At 73.5% G+C, this 234-nt stretch carries 1 protein-coding gene; it reads left to right on the top strand.

Annotated elements, in window-relative coordinates:
• On the top strand, positions 1-234 hold a 234-nt coding region (locus AC0IW9_RS32060; RefSeq protein WP_471652313.1), incomplete at both ends, for a hypothetical protein.

Here is a 234-nt window from a genome sequence, read left to right as displayed (position 1 = left end):
CAGTCGCTCTCGACCCGCGGCTCCAATGCCCTGGCGCCGCGGCTGCAGACCACCAACGGCGAGCGCGACGGCGTCCGCGGCCAGTCCACCATGGCCCGGCTCGGCTGGACCCCGGTCGAGGGGACCCGGCTGGAGGGCCTCGTCCAGTGGCGGCAGAACAACTTCGGCCTCGACGGCACCAACATCGCCTTCCGCCAGGCCGATGACCCGAACTCCTCCGGCGAGGACCGCCGC

Source organism: Belnapia sp. AC561 (genome assembly GCF_979252845.1).
This window is presented reverse-complemented; position numbering and strand designations above follow the sequence as displayed.